The following is a 14,648-nucleotide window of genomic DNA, read 5'->3' as shown; positions in this document are numbered from 1 at the left end:
ATGTATACTGTAGTAAAAACTATACCGAAGGGTAGTCGGATTCAAATTACATTGGATAATGGCATCTCCTTTATTCTATATAAAGGGGAGGTCAGAAGATACAAAATCAGTGAGAATGCCACTATAGATGAAAAGTCATATAATGAGATTTGGGAGATATTATATAAGAGGGCCAGAGAAAGGGCACTTTATATATTAGATGACGGGTATAAGACTAAAAAGCAGATATATGATAAGTTAAAATCCGGCAATTATCCTGAGGATATTATTCAATCGGTCATTTCATATCTTTTAGAATATAATCTGATAGATGACTTAAGATATGCCGGTCTCTATATTGAATATAAGTCCGAATCTAAAAGTAAAAGACAGATAGTTCAGGATCTTATGACTAAAGGCATAAAAAAGGATGTTATTGCTAAGGCCTTTGAAGAAAGCGATTATACAGACGAATATTCTCTTAATAAAATATTGGAAAAAAGAATTAAGAGGTATAATCTTGAAGAACCAAAAGAATTACAGAAGTTATATCGTTATCTTGTAGGAAAAGGATATAATTATAATGATGTAAAATCGGCTGTGAGACAATATTTTCATGATACAGATATGTCATTATAGGGGGAAATGTGCTATCAGCCAAACTGTCTGGTAGCACATTTTTGTTACATTTTTGTCACATAAACGGTGAGATTGCTTGACATAACTTGGTTAATAAAGTAAAATGGATATGTTGTGATGTACAATGAAAACTAAATAAGGAGGTGCTCCTGTGAGTGATACTACTTGGACACTCTTATGCGTTGGAATTGCAGTTGTAGTTGCTTTGATTTCAGCTTTTGTGGCAGTTACAATCAGAAAAAGTACTGTTGAAAAGAAGATAGGCTCAGCAGAGGATAAGGCTCGTGAAATTATTGATGAAGCCATTAAGACAGCTGAAGCTAAGAAAAAAGAGGCACTTTTGGAAGCTAAAGAGGAAAATCTTAGAACCAAAAATGAACTTGACAAAGAAATTAAAGAACGAAGAGCAGAAGTTCAACGTTATGAGAAACGAGTTCTTAACAAGGAAGAGTCTGTTGAAAAGAAGTCAGATGCACTTGAGAAGAAAGAAAATAGTCTTAAAGCTCATGAAGAAGAGTTAAAAGAGACTAAAGCTAAAGTAGATAAGTTAAACGAACAGCGCGTACAGGAACTTGAAAGAATCTCTGGATTAACCTCCGAACAGGCAAAAGAATATTTATTAAAAACTGTTGAAGAAGAAATTAAAATTGAAACTGCAAAATTAGTTAAGGAATTAGAAGCACAGGCAAAAGAAGATGCTGATAAGAAAGCTAGAGAGCTTGTTGTAAATGCTATTCAGAAATGTGCTACAGATCATGTTTCTGAGACTACGATTTCTGTAGTTTCACTTCCTAATGATGAAATGAAAGGTAGAATAATTGGTAGAGAGGGACGTAATATTAGAACTCTTGAATCACTTACAGGTGTTGATCTTATTATTGATGACACACCGGAAGCAGTTGTTTTATCAGGATTTGATCCTATTAGGAGAGAGGTGGCAAGAATCGCCTTAGAGAAGCTTGTTGTAGATGGTAGAATCCAGCCTACGCGAATCGAGGAAATGGTTAATAAGGCTAAGAAAGAAGTTGAAACCATGATTCGTGAAGAAGGAGAGGCAGCTACACTTGAAGTGGGAGTACATGGTATACATCCGGAATTGGTTAAACTTTTAGGAAAGATGAAGTTTAGAACCAGTTATGGTCAGAATGCACTGAAGCATTCTATTGAAGTGGCACATTTATCAGGCTTACTCGCAGCTGAATTGGGCTTAGATGTAAGAGTAGCCAAGAGAGCGGGTCTGCTTCATGATATAGGTAAGGCAGTTGACCATGAAATGGAAGGAACACATATACAGTTAGGTGTTGATTTATGTAGAAAATACAAGGAATCAGCGGTTATCATTAATGCTGTGGAAGCACATCACGGTGATGTTGAACCGGAAACACTTATAGCTTGTATCGTTCAGGCGGCAGATGCTATTTCTGCAGCAAGACCGGGTGCAAGACGTGAGACACTTGAGACATACACAAACAGATTAAAACAGTTAGAAGATATTACAAACTCATACGAAGGAGTTGAAAAATCTTTTGCCATTCAGGCAGGTAGAGAGGTTCGAGTTATGGTTATCCCTGAAAAGGTTTCAGATGCTGATATGGTTATTATGGCTAGAAATATTTCAAAGCAGATTGAAAGTGAATTAGAATATCCTGGTCAGATTAAGGTAAACATTGTAAGGGAATCAAGAGCCATTGATTACGCAAAATAAATAATCTACATTAAGCCATCATATTAAATTATGGTGGCTTATTTTTTTTACCCATAAACTGAAAAAAATGATATACTTAATTAGATATAAATTTATTAGAAAAATATTGTGAGGTGTATTATGGCAGTTTTAGGATTTATCGGAATGGGAAATATGGGAAGTGCAATGCTTTCCGGAGCAAAGGAGACTTTCGGAAAGGAAAATATTATATTCCATAGAAATTCCAGAGAAAAAATGGTTGAGTTTTCAAAAAAAGAAGAGGTTAACTATTGTGAAAGCAACAATGAGGTAGTTAAGAAAGCAAAATATATTATTTTGGCAGTAAAACCACAAATGTTTGAAAAGGTTGCAAAGGAAATTGCACAGGACATAACAAAGGAGAATGTTTTAATTTCTCTTGCACCGGGAATTACAATTAGTCAGATGGCGGATATGTTTAAAACTAATAGAATTGTAAGGTCAATGCCGAACACCCCGGCTATGGTGGGAGAAGGAATGACTGGAGTATGCTACAATAAGGAAATCTTTTCAGAAGACGAAATAGATAATATTACAAAAATTTTTAAATCTATTGGGAAAATGAAAGTAGTTGAAGAAAAGTTAATTAATAGTGTAGTGTGTGCCAGTGGAAGCTCTCCGGCATATGTATTTATGTTTATGGAAGCTCTTGCTGATAGTGCTGTTAAATGTGGACTTCCAAGAAAGGATGCTTATGAATTTGTAGCACAGACAGTGTTAGGCTCAGCTAAGCTTATGTTAGAAACCGGAAAACATCCGGGAGAATTAAAGGATATGGTATGCTCACCAGCAGGAACTACAATTGCAGGTGTTGAAGAATTGGAAAAAAACGGATTTAGAAAAGCAATTTTTGCAGCTACAGATGCATGCTTTGATAAATGTGTAAATATAAAATAATGTAAGTGTCAAAAGTGAATTTTGGGGTTAAATGATGTAATCGAATCGCTTTATTGCTACGCAAATTTCTACAATACATCATAAGTAAAAAAATACGGAATGGAGGATTTTATGAAGGAGTTTAAGCGTATTAATCGTCAGATTGTATATAAAGGAGCAATTCTTGATTTTTGTAAAGATGATATAATAACACCTAAGGGGCATCATGTGAAGTGGGATTTTTTACAACATAAGGGTGCAGCGGCAGTTATTCCGGTTTTAGATGATGGACGAATTATTATGGTAAGACAGTGGAGAAATGCCATAGACAGATTTGCTCTGGAAATTCCGGCCGGAGGAAGAGATGGAGAAAACGAGCCTACTAATATGTGTGCAGCAAGAGAATTAGAAGAAGAAACGGGATACAAATCTTCTCGTGTTGAGTTTTTACAGACATTAGTTCCGGCTATTGCTTATTCAGGAGAAAAAATAGACGTATATGTTGCCTTTGATTTGGAAAAATCTCATCAAAAGTTTGATGAAGATGAAGATATTTCCTTAGAAATTTACACAATAGATGAATTAATGGAGAAAATAATAGCTAACGAAATTAATGATGCTAAAACAGTGTCCTCTCTTTTGACATATTATTGTAAGTATGTAAAAGGGGACTGTAAAAAGTAATTTTTCATATTTAGATTCATATATTAAGATATGAGAATGCAAAATATATTGCTTTTCATACCATAAAAGGCAAAGGAATAATGTATGAATTATAAATTAGCGGAAAAAAACTACAAAATCTATGCCTTTATATTGGGAATTATAACAGGAACTCTTGTGTATAATTTTCTAGGCATAGATTTTTCTTTTGATAATGTTGAAAACATAAAATTTAACAATCTGTTTGATGGTATAATTTATGTTCTCTTAGGAGATGTGAAGTTTTTGCTGGGAATATTTATTTTATCTTTTTTCAGAATAAAAGATAAAATTGTTCCGTTTTTTGTTTTTTACTTTGCATTTGTGTTGGCAGGAATAATTACTGTATCTGTAAGCTCACACACTTTATTGCTTGTGGGGGCAGGCATAGATACTATGGCTAAAATCATAGGAACGGTATATATGTGTGACGGCAACAGGAAAAATGTAGGAAGGGGAATAAGTTTTTTTATTTTTATTATTTCATCTTTGTTACAAAATTTTTTCATATTTTAAAATTAATTTCTAAAGGAAATTTACTAGATATTGTGTCGGAATTTATGTTTGTCAGTATATGTGGTATCGTTTTTATGTAACCTAAATTTTGTTCAAAAAATCGTGAAAAATTGTATTTGATTTTATTGAAAAAGCCTTATATAATAAGATTTGACACTCTTAATATAGAGTATAGCGAGGAAAAAATGCAAAGATTAATTGAAGAATTCATTTTAAAATTACATAGTGAAAAGAATACTTCAAGCAACACAGAAGTCTCATATAAAAGAGACTTAACGAAACTTTTTATATATCTTAATAATAGTTATAGTACGGATAATATTTCAGATATTACAAAAGAGGAATTAGAAGGATACATTTCATCATTAGAGACTATTGGAAGAGCACCTACTACAATATCAAGAAACATTGCGTCGATGAAAGCATTTTTTGGATATTTGTATCAGGAGGGATATATTACAGACAATCCTGCTTCTGACATGAAATCTCCTAAGATAGAAAAAAAAGCACCGGAGATTTTGTCTATAAATGAAATTGATGCTCTCTTAAAGCAACCTTCAAGAAATACGCCAAAAGAACTTAGAGATAAATCTATGTTAGAGCTTTTGTATGCAACGGGAATGCGTGTTTCAGAACTTATTACACTGAAGGTAAATGATGTTAATATTAATTATGAATTTGTAGTATGTCATGACAGAAAAAGAGACCGTCAGATACCTTTTGGAACAGAGGCAAAGAACGCACTTGTTGCGTATCTGAAAGATGGAAGGGAAAGTTTGCTTGGAGAAAATAAGGATAGTGATGTTTTATATCCTAATTGTTCAGGCAGGGAAATGAGCAGACAGGGATTTTGGAAACTGATAAAGGCTTATGGGAAGAAAGCCGGAATTAAGTCAGATATAACACCCCATACACTTCGCCATTCATTTGCAACACATTTGGTTGAAAACGGGGCAGACTTAAAGGCTGTACAACAAATGCTTGGACATTCTGATATATCTACTACTCAGATGTATATGACACCTGCAAGCCGTAGAGTAAGAGAAGTATATGAAAAGGCACATCCGAAAGCATAAATAATAAGGTGATATATTGAGGGGTATTGTCATTAGATGATGCCTCTTTTTGTGTGTAAAAAACTCCGGTCATATCCACATAAGTGAAAATTCCGGAGTTTAAGTTTTATGCTTCTTCAGCAATAATGTATAACAATTTTTCTGTATCTTCCCAGCCAAGGCATGGATCAGTTATTGACTTGCCGTAGCAGTGTTCATCAATTTTCTGATTTCCACCAACAATATAGCTTTCAATCATAAGACCTTTGACAAAATGTTTTAAATCTTCTGAATGTTTACGGTTATGCATTATTTCCTTTGCAATACGAATCTGTTCCATATACTGCTTGTTTGAATTTGAATGATTACAATCAATAACAACAGCAGGATTTTCAAATCCTTTTTTCATATACATTGAATAAAGATTTACCATATCCTCATAATGGTAATTTGGTATACACTGACCATATTGATTTACGGCACCTCTTAATATGGCGTGGGCTAAATCATTACCTTCAGTCTGAACTTCCCAACCTCTGTAAAGGAAAGAATGAGAAGACTGGGCTGCCTCAATAGAGTTAAGCATAATGGATAAATCTCCGCTGGTAGGATTTTTCATTCCTACAGGAATATCTAAACCGCTGGCTGTAAGACGGTGCTGCTGGTTTTCAACAGAACGGGCACCTACTGCAACATATGAAAGGCAATCTGAAAAGTATCTTGCATTTTCAGGATAAAGCATTTCATCTGCAATTGGGAACTTAGTATCCTCCATGATTTTCAAGAACATTTGTCTTATTGTAATAAGCCCCTGCAATAAATCAGGTTTCTTTTCAGGATCAGGCTGATGTAACATACCTTTATAACCTTTTCCTGTTGTTCTAGGTTTGTTAGTGTAAACTCTTGGAATAATAAAAAGTTTATCTTTAACTTTTTCCTGAACTTTTGCAAGTCTTCCTATATAATCTTCAACAGCTTCCTGATTGTCAGCTGAACAAGGACCTATAATTACGGCAAACTTATCACTTTCACCTGTAAATATTTTTCTGATTTCCTCATCATTGATTTTTTTCTGATTTGCAACTGCCTCTGGAACAGGATAACTTGTCTTGATTTCCAAAGGAGTTGGTAGCTTTCTAAAAAATGTACTACCCATAACGTCCTCCTTTAATGTATAATTAAAAAATGTTAGCCGGAGAAAGATAAGTATTCTAAATCCTACTAACCACGTATGATAGTATAACATAAGTCTGCAATAATTCAACAATTTAAAGTACGAAAATAAAAGAAAAGACGGTTATTTAGTATAAAAACTCAAAAGTTCATAGAAAATTCAAATATTATGGGTATTCTATGTACTAAGACATTATGGATAAATGAGATATTAAGTAAGGAGCAAAAATATGGATAAACAGTTTCATTTACAAATATCAAAGGGAGATATTGGAAAATATGTGATTTTACCGGGAGATCCGGGAAGATGTGAAAAAATTGCCGGATATTTTGATGAACCAAGGCTTATTGCACAAAATAGAGAATTTACAACATATACAGGATATATATCAGGAGAAAAAGTTTCAGTTACCTCTACAGGAATAGGAGGACCGTCAGCAGCTATTGCCATGGAGGAATTAGTAGCCTGTGGCGCTGATACTTTTATAAGAATAGGAACTTGCGGAGGTATTAATTTAAAAGTTTTAGCAGGGGACTGTGTTATAGCAACAGGAGCGGTGCGACACGAAGGCACCAGCAGGGAATATGCACCAATTGAATACCCTGCTGTTTCTGACTTTGATGTTACGGAAGCATTAGTTTATGCTTGCAAAAAAAATAATTTGCGTTATCATTGTGGAGTGGTGCAGTGCAAAGACTCATTTTACGGTCAGCATAATCCTGACAGAATGCCTGTATCATATGAACTTCTTAATAAATGGGAAGCATGGAAGAGATTAGGAGTTCTTGCCAGTGAAATGGAATCGGCAGCATTGTTTACGGTAGCAGCAAGTCTGGGGGTGAAATGTGGTTCGGTATTTCATGTTATCTGGAATCAGGAGCGTAAATTAAAAGGATTTAGTGAGGAGGACTGTTACGATACCGATAATGCCATAAAGGTATCCGTAGAGGCTATCAGACATATGATAGCCGGAAAATAACAGCTTTAGGAGGCACTTTTTAATGAAAGAGAAAGTAAAAAAATATATAGGAACAGCTAAGGAAAAATACCATTCAGCCAGGGCATTTTTCAGCAAAACATATAATAAGCACATAATATACATGTATGTGGTAACGGCATTACTTATTAATCTGGTTATTGAAATGTTAGCCAGAAAGTCATTTTTAAAGGGAATATATTTCCTTATCGGAAATCCATATGTATTTATCTGTAATGCAATGATAATATTAATGACCCTTTCATTTACCTTTCTTATGAAAAGAAGGTTTTTTGGAATGACCCTGATTTCTGTTATATGGATAATTCTTGGAATTTCTAATGGCGTGTTGCTTTCTAACAGGGTAACACCTTTTACGGCAGTGGATTTGATGCTTATTGATAGTGCTTTAGGGGTTATAAATAAGTATTTTTCAACATTTCAGATTGTTTTGGTTGTTATTGCACTTATTTTGGCAATAGTAGGACTGGTCGTTATGTTCTTTAAGGCACCAAAAGTCAATCACAAGATTAAATATGCAAGAAATATTATTGGAATTGCTGTTATTTGGGCGATAGGTCTGGGAACAATTAATTTGGGAGTGGCATCAGAACTTCTTTCCATGAAATTTGGAGAACTTAGAGTGTCGTATTATGATTACGGATTTGTTTATTGTTTTTCAAATAGTCTTATAAATACAGGAATTGACAAGCCTAATTCATATTCAGGTGAAACTATTGAAAAAATAGTGAAGGATGATGACGATAAAACAACCCTTAAGAAGGCTAAGAAGAAACCAAATATTATTTTCTTGCAGTTAGAGTCATTTTTTGATATGAACAATCTTAAAAATGTTAAACTATCAAAAAATCCTGTTCCGTATTTTGAAAAGTTAATGAAAAATTATCCAAGTGGATACTTAAATGTGCCTATAGTTGGTGCTGGAACGGTAAATACGGAATTTGAGGTTATGACAGGAATTAATTTAGATTTCTTTGGTCCGGGAGAATATCCTTTTAAAACTAAATTAGTAGATACTACCAGTGAAAGCATATGCTACAACTTAAAGGAGTATGGCTACAGCTGTCATGCCATTCATAATAACACTGCAACCTTTTATGGAAGAAATGTGGTATTTTCTAATTTAGGATATGATACATTCCAATCTATTGAAAATATGTATATAGATGATTTTACACCTATGGGATGGGCAAAGGATTATTTCCTTACGGATTATATTATGCAGGCATTAAAATCTACTAAAAAGCAGGACTTCATTTATACTATTTCAGTACAGGGACATGGAAGTTATCCTACAAGTGGTGATTATGACTATCCTATTAAAGTTTCAGGTGTAGACGATGAAGACGTTACAAACCAGTATCAGTATTATGCATGGCAGACTAATGAAATGGATAAGTTTTTAAGAAAACTTACAAAAGCCCTTAAAAACTTTGGTGAGGATACCATTCTTGTAATGTATGGTGATCATCTGCCAAGCTTTGGTATATCAGGAGAGGATTTGGTAAACGGTGATGTATACCAGACTCAGTATGCTATTTGGTCTAATTTTAAGACTAATTATACTAACGAGGATATAGAAGCGTATCAGTTGGAGTCCAAAATACTTGGTGGCTTAAATATGAACTCCGGAAAGATTAATAATTACACACAGTTACACAAAAATGATGACGATGAAACCTATCAGGAAGGCCTTAAGAATTTATCTTACGATTTGCTTTATGGAGACAATTATGCGGCAAACGGAGAAAACCCATATAAGCCAACAGATTTGAAATTCGGACTTCATGATGTAAAGGTAAGCTCCGTTACCCCTATTGGGGATGATGTAGGTACGGTGTATATATACGGAAATTATTTTACAAGCTACAGTAAGGTATATATAAATGACGAAAAGCAAAAAACGGTATATATAGATCCTAATACATTGATGATTGTTTATCCGGACTTAAAAGATGGCGACAGCTTCTCGGTATATCAACAAAATTCTGATGAGCATGTGCTGTCAAAAACAGAGCCTTTTGTATATAATCAGGAGGAAATGCAACCGTCAAGCACTAAGGCACAAACAACAAAGGATAAGTCGAAAAAAACAAAATCTAAATCTTCAAAGAAAAAGAAGAAAGAAAAATAGCATAAAATTTTTAAACTCCATTACAATGTATAAAGGTGTAATGGAGTTTTTTTATGGAAAAAATCATGTTTTATGAAAAATGGTGCAACAGGTTGTTTAAAAGAGTGCTGGTTACTATGATTTCACTAAGTATTTTGATAACGTCCACATTTACAATACAAGGTGATGAAAAAGCAGAGATGAAATGTAAATCTTATGTACTTATGGAGGCGTCCTCAAAAACAGTAATCAAAGCAGAAAATGAAAATGAAAAATTAAGTCCTGCTAGTATAACTAAAATAATGACTTTAATACTAATTTTTGATGCAATACATAGTGGTAAAATAAAGTTAGAGGATATGGTTACTACCAGTGCCCATGCCAAAAGTATGGGAGGTTCCCAGGTGTTTTTGGAAGAAGGAGAGCAACAAAATGTAGAAACTCTTATAAAGTGCATTATAATTGCATCGGGAAATGATGCATCTGTAGCCATGGCTGAGCATATTTCAGGTTCAGAAGAAGAATTTGTAAAGGAAATGAATAAAAGGGCAAAGAACCTTGGAATGAAACATACACATTTTGAAGATTGCTGTGGGCTGACTGATTCGGATAATCATTATACATCAGCAATGGATGTGGCAATTATGTCAAGAGAATTAATAGTGAAGTATCCGGAGATTTTTAAATATTCTACCATATGGATGGAAAGTTTTACCCACAAAACCAATAAAGGGGAAAGTGAATTTATGCTTACTAACACAAATAAGTTACTTAAAACCAATAGGTATGTAAAAGGGCTTAAAACAGGAAGCACGTCAAAAGCAAAATACTGTGTTTCCACTGTGGCAGAAAAGGATGGTGTGGAATTGATTGCAGTGGTTATGGCGGCTCCGGATTATAAGGCAAGATTTGTCCAGTCCAACAGCCTTATAAATTACGGTTTTTCAAATTGTAAGGTGTATAAGGATAATAAGAAATATCAGAACAAGGTAAATATATGTGGTGGGGAAAAGGACAAAGTAAAAGTGCAAAATGATACATTTTCATATGTTGATACTAAAGGTGGAAAAATTGATGGTATAGAATCTAAAGTGGCTTTAAAGGACAACATAAATGCACCGGTAAGGAAGGGAGATATAGTAGGAAAAATTGAATACATAATGGATAAAAAGAAAATCGGAGAAGTTAAAATTATGGCAGAGGAAACGGTGGATAAAGCAGATTATGGTTTCACATTTCTAAAATTAGTAAAATATATGTTCCAGATAACCTGATAAATTCAGGTGCTTAAAATTATATTGTATTGAAAAAAAGAAATTTTTTATGTACAATTAAAGTTCGAGAAAAAATGGAGAGAAATTAAAATGATTGAACTGGAAGTTAAACTGGATGCATTTGAAGGACCTCTTGATTTACTGCTGCATCTTATTGAAAAAAACAAAGTAGATATTTATGACATACCTATTGTGGAAATTACGGAACAGTATCTTGATTGCGTAAGTAAAATGCCGAAAGATGATTTGGATTTGGCAAGTGAATTTTTGGTAATGGCAGCTACCCTGATAGATATAAAAAGCAGAATGCTTTTACCAAAAGAGGTGGACGAAAACGGTGAAGAAATTGACCCTAGGGCAGAACTGGTGGAGAAACTTATTGAATATAAGATGTACAAATATGCTGCAGGGGAATTAAGAGATATGCAGGTTTACGCTGGAAAATCATTATATAAAGAGCCTACAGTTCCTGAGGAGGTTAAAAAATATGAGCCTCCGGTGGATTTGGATAAATTGCTATCAGATGTGGATTTGTCAAAGTTAAATGATATTTTTCAAATGGTGCTTAAAAGACAAATGGATAAAATTGATCCTGTAAGAAGTAAATTTGGAAAAATTGAAATGGAGGAAGTAAGCCTTCCTGACAAAATGGATTTTGTTACTGATGCACTAAAGAAAAGAAAAAGATGTAGTTTTAAGCAGCTTTTAGAACAGCAAAGTTCAAAAATGGAAGTTATTGTTTCATTTCTGGCGGTGTTGGAATTAATTAAAATTGGAAAAATTGAAGTTCATCAGGAAAAAACTTTTGATGATATATACATAGATTCAATAGAGTAAAGAGGTTAAAATGGAAAGAAATTACAAAGCAGAAATAGAGGCTATTTTATTTACCATGGGGGAATCAGTTGATATTAATAAAATTGCAAATGCATTAGAAATCAAACCTTCAGAAGTAAAAAAATTAGTAAAAGAAATGCAAAAAGAAATGGACACTCCTGAAAGAGGGGTGAAAATCATAGAACTTGACGGGGCATACCAGATGTGTACTAAACCGGAAATGTACGAAGCGCTTATTAAGGTGGCAAAGCAGCCTAAAAGACAGGTTTTAACGGATGTTTTAATGGAAACCTTATCTATTATTGCTTACAAACAGCCTATAACAAAGTCTGAAATTGAAAGAATAAGAGGAGTAAAATCAGATTTCGCAGTTAATAAGTTAGTGGAGTATATGCTGGTGGAAGAGGTAGGGAGAATGGACACACCGGGGCGTCCTCTTTTATTTGGAACTACTGAGGAATTTTTAAGAAGATTTGGTGTGGAATCAGCAGACAGCCTCCCTGTAGTAAGTCAGGATATGATAGATGAGTTTAAACATGAGGCAGAGGAAGAGGTAACCCTTAAATCCAATGATTAGCACATATTTTTATACAAGGGGATAAAAGTTACTTAAAACGCATATATTATACGGATGCATGTTTAAAGTGATAATAATGAATAAAAGATTAAAATGTTGTTTTATAATTTTAGTTTTGGTACTTAATATGGTGTTTTCTAAACAGGGATTTGGAGAGGAAACAAAGGAACTTAAGGAAAGCGAATTATCTGCAAAGTCAGCGGTACTTATTGACGGAAAAACAGGCAGAGTGCTTTTTGGAAAGAATTATAATAATAAAATGGCAATGGCAAGTACAACGAAAATAATGACATGTATAGTTGCCCTTGAAAATGCATCTCCTGATGAGGTGGTGGAAATAAGTAAAAGGGCAGCTTCTATGCCTAAAGTTCATATGAATGCCATAAAAGGGGAAAAATATAAAATAGGAGATTTACTTTATGCCATGATGCTAGAGTCTTATAATGATGTGGCAGTGGCTGTGGCAGAAGGGGTAGCAGGAAGTGTGGAAGAATTTGTAAAACTTATGAACAAAAAAGCAGGAGAAATTGGTGCAGTCAACACCAATTTTGTTACTCCTAACGGACTTGATGCTAAGGGGCATTTTTCTACAGCATATGATATGGCTTTAATTGGAGCTTATGCCATAAAAAATCAGCAGTTTTTAAAAATTACAAATACAAAATCCTATTCCTTTTATGATTGCAGCAATAAGAGACATATTGTTGTTAATAACAAAGATGCATTTCTTAATATGAGCAGTGATGCCATTGGAATAAAGACAGGATTTACAGGTGATGCAGGATATTGTTTTGTAGGTGCCGTAAAAAGCAACAACAGAGTGTATGTTTCCTGTGTTCTTGCTAGCGGATGGCCTCCTAACAAAACATATAAGTGGAGAGATACTACTAAATTAATGGATTATGGAAAAAATAACTTTGATACCAAAAAAATTTTGAAAAACAGAATATCTTTTCCCGTAAATATTGAAAATGGAACAAAAAAACAAATTATAGCTGTTGCCATTGGTCCCTACAAAGCATTGGTATCTAAGAATGATACAGTGGAAGCAAAAACGGAGTTTAACTATGAATTACCTATAAAATCAGGAGAAAAAATAGGGGAAGTAAAACTGTATATAAATAATCAATGTGTGAAAAAATGTAAAATAGAGGCTGTGGATAGTGTTGAAAAATATGATTTTAAATATTGCTTTAAAAAGACTTTAGATTATTTCATATTTCAATAATTACTTTATTTATAAAGCTAACTGTGGTATATTTAAACCGAATTTGCTTGTGCATACTAATATGTGTGCATAATGTAAAAAGCTAAAAAGACAGATTATGAAATTTAAAGGAGTCTTGTTTATATGGAATTTGTGAAAATGGAAGGTTGTGGAAACGATTACGTTTATGTTAATGGTTTCAATACAAAAATAGATAATCCTAACGAGTTGTCGAAAATTGTAAGCGACAGACATTTTGGAATCGGTTCAGACGGACTTATAGTTATAAATCCTTCAGAAGTGGCAGATTTTAAAATGAGTATGTACAATGCAGACGGCTCTGAAGGAAAAATGTGTGGAAACGGAATCAGATGCGTTGCTAAATATGTTTATGATTATAAAATGATTGATAAAGAAGTTATAACCGTGGAAACCTTAGCAGGAATTAAGACACTTAAATTAAATGTGGAAAATGGTAAGGTTAAAACAGTACGGGTTAATATGGGAAGTCCTATTATAAATGCAAAGGATGTACCGGTTATATCTGACAAAGAGAAGGTAATTAATGAACCGGTTGTTATTGATGGTAAGGAATATGGCATCACCTGTGTTTCCATGGGAAATCCTCATGCCATTACATTTGTTGATGATACAGATAGTCTGAAAATCGAAAAAATTGGGCCGGGATTTGAAAAAAATGAAATTTTTCCTGACAGAGTCAATACGGAATTTATTCAGATAATTGACAGAAAAACAATTAAAATGAGAGTCTGGGAGCGTGGTTCAGGAGAAACCTTAGCCTGCGGAACCGGTGCCTGTGCCAGTGTTGTTGCCTGTGTATTAAATAATCTTACAGACAATAAGGTTACTGTGAAGCTATTAGGCGGAGATTTGAAAATAAAATATGATACAGATGAAAATACAGTTTACATGACGGGACCTGCAAGGATTGCATTTACCGGAAATATTGATATTTAAT

At 33.8% G+C, this 14,648-nt stretch carries 14 protein-coding genes; 13 read left to right on the top strand and 1 reads right to left on the bottom strand.

Annotated elements, in window-relative coordinates; translation table 11 throughout:
- The 6 genes from DWW68_RS01915 (at position 1) to xerD (ending at position 5,511) form a co-directional block, all read left to right on the top strand.
- On the top strand, positions 1–618 hold the full coding sequence (locus DWW68_RS01915) for a regulatory protein RecX (RefSeq protein ID WP_118588670.1): 618 nt from the start codon (positions 1–3) through the stop codon (positions 616–618).
- A gap of 151 nt (positions 619–769) precedes the next feature.
- The gene (gene rny, locus DWW68_RS01910) at positions 770–2,323 is read left to right on the top strand and encodes a ribonuclease Y (protein WP_021953156.1); all 1,554 of its coding nucleotides are present in this window, start codon (positions 770–772) and stop codon (positions 2,321–2,323) included.
- Between the two features lie 120 nt (positions 2,324–2,443).
- Positions 2,444–3,238 carry a pyrroline-5-carboxylate reductase gene (proC, locus tag DWW68_RS01905; protein WP_118588669.1) on the top strand — a complete coding sequence of 265 codons (795 nt, stop codon included), beginning with the start codon at positions 2,444–2,446 and terminating at the stop codon, positions 3,236–3,238.
- Positions 3,239–3,349: 111 nt separating this feature from the next.
- The gene (locus DWW68_RS01900) at positions 3,350–3,901 is read left to right on the top strand and encodes an NUDIX hydrolase (protein WP_118588668.1); all 552 of its coding nucleotides are present in this window, start codon (positions 3,350–3,352) and stop codon (positions 3,899–3,901) included.
- A gap of 84 nt (positions 3,902–3,985) precedes the next feature.
- A complete protein-coding gene (locus DWW68_RS01895; protein WP_118588667.1) occupies positions 3,986–4,435 on the top strand; it encodes a hypothetical protein in 450 nt (149 codons plus the stop codon).
- 185 nt (positions 4,436–4,620) lie between these two features.
- On the top strand, positions 4,621–5,511 hold the full coding sequence (gene xerD / locus DWW68_RS01890; RefSeq protein WP_118588666.1) for a site-specific tyrosine recombinase XerD: 891 nt from the start codon (positions 4,621–4,623) through the stop codon (positions 5,509–5,511).
- A gap of 106 nt (positions 5,512–5,617) precedes the next feature.
- Here the strand turns inward: xerD and DWW68_RS01885 are convergent, their stop codons facing one another.
- Positions 5,618–6,646 carry a 3-deoxy-7-phosphoheptulonate synthase gene (locus DWW68_RS01885; protein ID WP_021953151.1) on the bottom strand — a complete coding sequence of 343 codons (1,029 nt, stop codon included), beginning with the start codon at positions 6,644–6,646 and terminating at the stop codon, positions 5,618–5,620.
- Between the two features lie 247 nt (positions 6,647–6,893).
- On the opposite strand from DWW68_RS01885, the gene udp reads away from it, so the two are divergent.
- The 7 genes from udp to dapF all read left to right on the top strand — a co-directional run bounded on the left by udp (position 6,894) and on the right by dapF (position 14,647).
- Entirely contained in the window at positions 6,894–7,643 is a 750-nt protein-coding gene (udp, locus tag DWW68_RS01880) for a uridine phosphorylase (RefSeq protein WP_021953150.1), read from the top strand.
- A 22-nt stretch (positions 7,644–7,665) separates the two neighbouring features.
- Complete coding sequence (locus DWW68_RS01875) at positions 7,666–9,795, top strand: LTA synthase family protein (protein ID WP_118588665.1); 2,130 nt, start codon at positions 7,666–7,668, stop codon at positions 9,793–9,795.
- Between the two features lie 53 nt (positions 9,796–9,848).
- Positions 9,849–11,048, top strand: a complete 1,200-nt coding sequence (locus DWW68_RS01870) for a D-alanyl-D-alanine carboxypeptidase family protein (protein WP_199641168.1) — start codon at positions 9,849–9,851, stop codon at positions 11,046–11,048.
- A 93-nt stretch (positions 11,049–11,141) separates the two neighbouring features.
- On the top strand, positions 11,142–11,885 hold the full coding sequence (locus DWW68_RS01865; protein ID WP_118588714.1) for a segregation/condensation protein A: 744 nt from the start codon (positions 11,142–11,144) through the stop codon (positions 11,883–11,885).
- Between the two features lie 10 nt (positions 11,886–11,895).
- Positions 11,896–12,462, top strand: coding sequence for an SMC-Scp complex subunit ScpB (gene scpB, locus DWW68_RS01860; protein ID WP_118588664.1), 567 nt, complete (start codon positions 11,896–11,898; stop codon positions 12,460–12,462).
- Positions 12,463–12,538: 76 nt separating this feature from the next.
- Positions 12,539–13,690 (top strand): D-alanyl-D-alanine carboxypeptidase family protein, encoded by a 1,152-nt coding sequence (locus DWW68_RS01855; RefSeq protein ID WP_158576782.1) that lies wholly within the window; start codon positions 12,539–12,541, stop codon positions 13,688–13,690.
- Positions 13,691–13,813: 123 nt separating this feature from the next.
- Positions 13,814–14,647, top strand: a complete 834-nt coding sequence (gene dapF / locus DWW68_RS01850; protein ID WP_118588662.1) for a diaminopimelate epimerase — start codon at positions 13,814–13,816, stop codon at positions 14,645–14,647.
- The last annotated feature ends 1 nt before the right edge of the window (position 14,648 follow it).

The organism is Eubacterium sp. AF16-48 (genome assembly GCF_003479405.1).
Taxonomy (GTDB): domain Bacteria; phylum Bacillota; class Clostridia; order Lachnospirales; family Lachnospiraceae; genus Eubacterium_G; species Eubacterium_G segne.
The sequence above is the reverse complement of the archived record's forward strand: the minus strand, read 5'-3'. Positions and strand labels throughout refer to the sequence as shown.

What these genes read in the sequence shown, in the direction of transcription:
- DWW68_RS01915 (WP_118588670.1), top strand. Translation starts at nt 1, where the DNA reads ATGTATACTGTAGTAAAAACTATACCGAAGGGTAGTCGGATTCAAATT.
- proC (WP_118588669.1), top strand. Translation starts at nt 2,444, where the DNA reads ATGGCAGTTTTAGGATTTATCGGAATGGGAAATATGGGAAGTGCAATG.
- udp (WP_021953150.1), top strand. Translation starts at nt 6,894, where the DNA reads ATGGATAAACAGTTTCATTTACAAATATCAAAGGGAGATATTGGAAAA.
- scpB (WP_118588664.1), top strand. Translation starts at nt 11,896, where the DNA reads ATGGAAAGAAATTACAAAGCAGAAATAGAGGCTATTTTATTTACCATG.
- DWW68_RS01895 (WP_118588667.1), top strand. Translation starts at nt 3,986, where the DNA reads ATGAATTATAAATTAGCGGAAAAAAACTACAAAATCTATGCCTTTATA.
- DWW68_RS01900 (WP_118588668.1), top strand. Translation starts at nt 3,350, where the DNA reads ATGAAGGAGTTTAAGCGTATTAATCGTCAGATTGTATATAAAGGAGCA.
- DWW68_RS01875 (WP_118588665.1), top strand. Translation starts at nt 7,666, where the DNA reads ATGAAAGAGAAAGTAAAAAAATATATAGGAACAGCTAAGGAAAAATAC.
- dapF (WP_118588662.1), top strand. Translation starts at nt 13,814, where the DNA reads ATGGAATTTGTGAAAATGGAAGGTTGTGGAAACGATTACGTTTATGTT.
- xerD (WP_118588666.1), top strand. Translation starts at nt 4,621, where the DNA reads ATGCAAAGATTAATTGAAGAATTCATTTTAAAATTACATAGTGAAAAG.
- DWW68_RS01855 (WP_158576782.1), top strand. Translation starts at nt 12,539, where the DNA reads ATGAATAAAAGATTAAAATGTTGTTTTATAATTTTAGTTTTGGTACTT.
- DWW68_RS01885 (WP_021953151.1), bottom strand. Translation starts at nt 6,646, where the DNA reads ATGGGTAGTACATTTTTTAGAAAGCTACCAACTCCTTTGGAAATCAAG.
- DWW68_RS01870 (WP_199641168.1), top strand. Translation starts at nt 9,849, where the DNA reads ATGGAAAAAATCATGTTTTATGAAAAATGGTGCAACAGGTTGTTTAAA.